Origin of the sequence: Vibrio sp. 10N.222.46.A1 (assembly GCF_041473595.1) — a bacterium.
Classification (GTDB): domain Bacteria; phylum Pseudomonadota; class Gammaproteobacteria; order Enterobacterales; family Vibrionaceae; genus Vibrio; species Vibrio tasmaniensis_A.
In genome coordinates, this window is record NZ_JBFRSN010001471.1 from 1 (window position 1) to 823 (window position 823).

Here is an 823-nt window from a genome sequence, read left to right on the forward strand (position 1 = left end):
GCATTCAAGAAAAGCGACTAAAACGGTTCTGTTGTCGTCTTTAGATAGGGCGAACTCAATTTCATTGTTGATATGGTCATCACCAAAACTATATCCACACACAGCTAACACATTACTATTCGGAGAGTTTAGAGCTTTACGAAATAGGTCGAACTGTGCAGAGAATGGATCTTGTTGGGTTGCTATATATTTTGTAGCTTGAGGGTAGATGAGAACTCGACGGTCAGCTTTTGGATAGCGATCATTATCTCTGACTCTCCAGACATGCCCCTTTTCACAAAGAAACCAGTCTATTGAACCATGCATTTTGATTAAGTTGGCACGTTGACCATTGGTAGGCACAGGTTCGCCATAACGCTGAGTTCGGTGAGCTACTGCACCTCCAGAAAAACCATCCCAGTACGAAGTTTTGTTTAAGGCCAAAGCATCTTCTAACAAGGTGTCATAGTTGGTGGTAAAAATGTTTACGGGTTTTCTCCGTTCATAAATACCAGCGCCTGCGTGATTGAATAAAGTGTCAATGAAGTCGAAATGTGAGTCAATTTCTACTATCGGCTTCGATAGTGTGCCTTCTTCGTCTGTTTCTTCGGTCTTGCCTTCAACGTAACCACACCTGATGACATTGGATATCGAGTCAAGAATTAAACGATGGGCTTCTTGAAGCTCATCTAACTTGACCTCAGCTCCATTGATGCGGGCCTTTTTATCTTTACTCCTTTCCGCCAAGGCTGCGTAGTCACCTAAGTGACTGAGAATGTGCTCAATATGACACTCTTGTGGCAACTCTTTGAATAAGGGCTCAACAATCTTATCGAATACGTCC

Annotated in this window: 1 protein-coding gene; it reads right to left on the reverse strand. The window is 42.8% G+C overall.

Annotation, left to right across the window (positions count from 1 at the left end):
- Positions 1-823, reverse strand: an 823-nt coding sequence (locus tag AB4496_RS27445; protein ID WP_372133129.1) for an SIR2 family protein, incomplete at both ends; no start/stop codon positions are given.